The sequence below is a fragment of the Lyngbya confervoides BDU141951 genome, from assembly GCF_000817775.3.
GTDB lineage: Bacteria > Cyanobacteriota > Cyanobacteriia > Thermosynechococcales > Thermosynechococcaceae > Lyngbya > Lyngbya confervoides.
This window is the reverse complement of record NZ_JTHE03000040.1, coordinates 1-4,667: the sequence shown is the minus strand read 5'-3', so window position 1 is coordinate 4,667 and position 4,667 is coordinate 1. Positions and strand designations below refer to the sequence as shown.

Here is a 4,667-nt window from a genome sequence, read left to right as displayed (position 1 = left end):
GCAACAATTCTGGTCAAAAATCAATCAATATGGCTTCAGCTTTGCAAAAATATAACATCAAATCTTGGTCACACCCCCATCAAGGATAAATAAGGATGAAGTCGATTCACCTATTTCCCTCTTTGACAGGATTCCCAAACTTTTACAACCGCATTAACGGCAACATCCAAGGGAACTTGGCTAAGGGTATGCGCATGATGGAATTTCAAACTGATGATCAGTTGCGCTTCTTGGGCACGATAACTCGGGTGAGCAAGCGATCGCGTTTCATCTTCTGAGTCAAATTCAGTGGAGGCGTATGGGTCAATCATCCCTTTTCAGAAAGTTGCTCTTATCCTAGTTTTAGGGTGTGGCCCTAAATTCCGCTGATTTGTGCTATATTTTGGCATTTATCAGCGCTCCCCCAAGATAGTGTACCCAAAATGAATGCTGGATTGACTTACGCTTTATCACTGCCTGCTGCTTGGCTGTGCTGATCTGGAACTACAGCGGAAGGTATCCATTGTGGACCAGCTGTCGAGATGGGTTGACCTTGCTATTCTGGATTGAATTCTGTGAGCCTAGAGGCTTTATCCATGCAGTTCACCAACCCACGTCCTTGGCAATTTCGTTCAGCTCTTCCAAGCTCCATTCGCTCTCTTCGTCCATTTCCTTAGCTAACTTTTCAGCGACTGCTTCTCGAATAAATACGGCCCGATCCTCCATTGCCTGCAGCTGCTGGGTTACTGATTTGGAGAACCGTACAGTCAGCGGGGATCCTAACGCCTCTTTTCCCATTGCCTTCAAGGGTCCGGGTTTGTAATTTCCTTGTCGTTTCTGCATAGAGTTTCTTTCAAAACCTTCTGTATTCTTACAGTTTAAGAAAACTTCTCTGTATCAGATGACGCAATTTCAACATTGCATCGGGAAGTTCTGCAAGAACAAACCTGTTCAGAATCTACTGATCCTGAACATCAAAGCAGTTCTCTGTTCAGACTCCGAGCATCTTGCTTGAGGCGATCGCCCCTGCAAATGGGACTGCTCCAGGCTTACCATCAGGCTACCGTCTCATCATCTTGCTAACCATCTTCCGTGAGAAGCTCAGCGGCACCTCGGCACTTTGCGCCCATTCCTGCAGCAACCGATAGAATTTCTGACGGTCCTGACTCTGAATCACGGCCACCTGGTCGGCTGTCTCAATCGCATAGGGATACCCAGCTCCCACCACCACCTCCGCTCGCACATAATTGAGCACCTGCTCATGGATCCCATCGTCTACCATCCACCGGAGCATTTCGATGCGTGCAGGCTTGCGATCGCAGGTCTTCAGGTAGGTGAACACAACCTGGTCGGCTTGTTCCTGGTATTGACTCAACACCCCTTCGCGGCCCAGCCCTTTCCCACGAGCACACTGAAATATCGGCGTGCGATCGCCCCACTTCATCCGCAGGCCCAGGAGCGCCGCATCGGTTAGCGTTGGGGCATCCGGCAATGGCCTCAGGCTCTGCAACATCGTCACCAGGTCGCGCGCATTGGAATTATCGATGTAGGCCACTCAGGGGGCATCGCCCTTTCCCAGAAATCAGCTCCGTGGTCCAGCGATCGCTCGGCATGAGACCCCACTCACATGGAATGCCAGCCGAATCACCGCGTCCCGGAAGCTGTGTTGCTAAATACTCTAGAAAAATAAATTAGGGTCAGTCTTGTGCTTCAGCCCATACTTTTCCCACAAGCAAAATATTGTGCATCTTTGAGTGCGATCGCTCTGCTGGTTGTAGGCGATCGCACTCGTCGGATACTGAATGATTTCATCGAGGCGACGGTAAATCATAAATGTTGCGGATCGCCACCGAACGAGCTAGCTTGTAAGCCGCATGAGCATCCACCAATCCAGTGCCGGTTGCACCATCATGCCCATCCCCTGCGGATTGACCATTATTACTAGTGCCCGTTTTTACATCTCGTGCCGATGCCCGCAAAATCGCCTTAATCAGAGAGGGCGAGAGACCCGGTTGCACCTGTTTGAGCAAAGCGCAAACACCAGCAACTTGGGGAGAGGCAGCACTCGTACCGCTAATCACTGCCCAGCCATCGTTTGTAGCTGTTTCATCCTTATTCGGATGACCACTGCCCCCTAAACCCTGATCGATTTGGTCGCCGGGTTCAACGGGCAACATGATGTAGATAGCATGGGGTTGCATTCCTACTAGCCCACACATATCAGGTACGTGGCGTCCTGGGTAAATTTGACTGTCGAAGCTGCTAGCGTAGTTGGAGGCTTCCAAGTGAAAGTCATCCCCACCTGGCGTGAGTGTGGGATGGGCATAGACACCTCCAACAGAAATGACATCAGGCATCATTCCAGGAAATGAGATATGCCCGTTACCACCAGAGAAGCAGACAGTGATGCCGCGATTGCGAACTGCCTCGATTACAGCGGCCTCTAAGGATTTAAGGAAATTCGGCAGCTCTGTCAATCCTGGCAGGTGGTAACCCCAACTGTTAGTCATCACCGCCGGATGGAGGTCAGAGGCAGTCTTGAAAGCTAAAGTAGCGTTTCCCCCCATCTTGACCCCGATAAAGTCAATACCCGGCGCATTGGCAAAGATATTGGCAGCCTCAGCCGTTCCATGGCCACTTTCATCATGCTCAACGTTGGCCGCATCTGGAGCGAGGGTTGCCTGGTAATTGTAGCCATGCCATTTATAGAAGGGATGCTTGTAGAATCCACTGTCTACCATGGCTACTAAGATACCTTTCCCCGTCATACCGACATTGTGAACATATGTTGAGCGGCATACCGTAGCTACATCTGCGGGGACAGTGAGGTGATGATAGGTAACCCGTGGGGGCAATGGAGACTCAAATAGAATAGGTGGACTTTGGGGATAGGCGCGTTCTATCAATTCAGTCAGCTCTGACGGAATCGTGAAGGGAGCACCAGCAACGTGGGATAAATAGGTGACTTCTCCGACACTTGGGCTAATCCTTTGATTCCTTGGCTCAACCCTAGTGCCAAAGACTCGTTCCCATAGTTCTTTTGGACCTTCGGCACTGATCGAAAACGTGCCAATTTGCCGAACCTGAAACCCTAGTGCTTGAAGGACAGTTGCTGCCCGGGTACCCCGCCCAGCGGGAGGCGCAAATTGTTGGAGATTGTCTGATCCGAGATAAGTATCTGGTGCAAACAGTGACTCGCCTGTTTCTGATCGCAGGGTTGCCTCAAAATATACACGGTCTTCTTTGCTCTCAGCTAGATATGTCATGGTCTTTTCCTCCGTTACGGTTTTTCTTGGTAAAATTCAGGCGGTTCTGCAAACATCACCGCAGAAATGAGACTTTTTAGTCCTTCAGGAATGACGAGGCGATCTGTGATTGCTCTCAGATACGTCACCTCACGTCCTATCTCTGGCATGACAGTTTTCTTCTGTTGCTCGAATGAGACATTAAAGGTTGATTCCCACAGTGAACGCGGTGCTTGAACACTAATGCTTGGTCCAATATGCAGGATACGAAAACCAAGACGTTGCAGGGCTAAAGCAGCCTGGTTAGTTTGATTGGGCAATGGCTCAACTTCGGCTGAAATGAGATTTTGAGGCATAACTTCCCTCGTCTGTTGATCATGAGTTTTCAGTGCTTCAGGTTCTTTTAGAGGAGAATTTTCCCGGTCTGAGGAAACTTCGTTGTGCTGGACACCACTGGTACAACTGCTGCTCACAAAAACGATAATGATTACCGCCAACCAGATTATTGGAGAACTCATTCTGCTTACCTCATTTCTTTGTACTATTTCTCCTACCCTATAGTCTGGGTTCATCAGGGAGGATGAGCGCTCCCCTCCTCTCCTGTGTTCAAAATCTGCGATCGCATCTTTGTTAATTCGATCTACTCAAAAGGCGTGATGAAAGCGAAGCTACGAGAAAGTGCAATTAGCTCATCACTAAAGGCTAAGACAACATGAATTCCTTGAAGCAATGGTGAAATCATTAAGAAAATCCAGGAAACTTAGACAGATGTTGAGACCTAAAAGTAACTAACAGCAAGTATTCTAGGCTAATTGCACATCGTTGCAGCGTCGCTTTCATTCCCCCTCTTAGAACCGGAATATCCAAACACCCGCGTTACCAAAACCGACGATGTCCGCTCGTCCGTCCCCAGTGGTGTCAGCCAAAAAACGCGGATGCTGTTCAACTCGCCAGCCCCCAGAATCATAGCCAAAGTTTTTAACTACGAGTTCAATCGAGTCAAACGAATCGTCTGACAGCGCACGAGAAACGTAGATACCCGCATTGCCGAAACCAACGATGTCTGCTCGTCCATCCCCTGTTGTGTCCGCTAGGAATCGGGGATGCCGGTCAACCCGCCAGCCCCCAGCGTTGTAACCAAAGTTATTGACAACAAGCTGAGGTGCGGAGAAGGTTCCATCAGGCTGAGCACGGGATACATACACACCCGCATTGCCGAAACCAACGATGTCTGCTCGTCCATCCCCTGTTGTGTCCGCTAGGAATCGGGGATGCCGGTCAACCCGCCAGCCCCCAGCGTTGTAACCAAAGTTATTGACAACAAGCTGAGGTGCGGAGAAGGTTCCATCAGGCTGAGCACGGGATACATACACACCCGCATTGCCGAAACCAACGATGTCTGCTCGTCCATCCCCTGTTGTGTCCGCTAGGAATCGGGGATGC

At 49.9% G+C, this 4,667-nt stretch carries 6 protein-coding genes; 1 reads left to right on the top strand and 5 read right to left on the bottom strand.

Annotated features, from left to right (window positions below):
* Nucleotides 1-95: 95 nt before the first annotated feature.
* Complete coding sequence (locus tag QQ91_RS06400; RefSeq protein WP_166283987.1) at nt 96-278, top strand: hypothetical protein; 183 nt, start codon at nt 96-98, stop codon at nt 276-278.
* A gap of 304 nt (nt 279-582) precedes the next feature.
* Here QQ91_RS06400 and QQ91_RS06395 read toward each other — a convergent pair whose 3' ends face one another.
* The 5 genes from QQ91_RS06395 to QQ91_RS06375 all read right to left on the bottom strand — a co-directional run.
* Nucleotides 583-822: a hypothetical protein gene (locus tag QQ91_RS06395; RefSeq protein WP_166283986.1), complete on the bottom strand. Its 240-nt coding sequence runs from the start codon at nt 820-822 to the stop codon at nt 583-585.
* 217 nt (nt 823-1,039) lie between these two features.
* Nucleotides 1,040-1,534, bottom strand: a complete 495-nt coding sequence (locus tag QQ91_RS06390; protein ID WP_166283984.1) for a DNA double-strand break repair nuclease NurA — start codon at nt 1,532-1,534, stop codon at nt 1,040-1,042.
* 253 nt (nt 1,535-1,787) lie between these two features.
* Complete coding sequence (locus QQ91_RS06385) at nt 1,788-3,245, bottom strand: S8 family serine peptidase (RefSeq protein ID WP_166283980.1); 1,458 nt, start codon at nt 3,243-3,245, stop codon at nt 1,788-1,790.
* Between the two features lie 14 nt (nt 3,246-3,259).
* Nucleotides 3,260-3,742: a hypothetical protein gene (locus QQ91_RS06380; RefSeq protein WP_166283978.1), complete on the bottom strand. Its 483-nt coding sequence runs from the start codon at nt 3,740-3,742 to the stop codon at nt 3,260-3,262.
* Between the two features lie 330 nt (nt 3,743-4,072).
* On the bottom strand, nt 4,073-4,667 hold a 595-nt coding region (locus QQ91_RS06375), incomplete at its 5' end, for an FG-GAP repeat domain-containing protein (RefSeq protein ID WP_166283976.1).

Coding starts and splice junctions, on each gene's coding strand:
- QQ91_RS06380 (WP_166283978.1), bottom strand. CDS start 3,742: ATGAGTTCTCCAATAATCTGGTTGGCGGTAATCATTATCGTTTTTGTG.
- QQ91_RS06395 (WP_166283986.1), bottom strand. CDS start 822: ATGCAGAAACGACAAGGAAATTACAAACCCGGACCCTTGAAGGCAATG.
- QQ91_RS06385 (WP_166283980.1), bottom strand. CDS start 3,245: ATGACATATCTAGCTGAGAGCAAAGAAGACCGTGTATATTTTGAGGCA.
- QQ91_RS06400 (WP_166283987.1), top strand. CDS start 96: ATGAAGTCGATTCACCTATTTCCCTCTTTGACAGGATTCCCAAACTTT.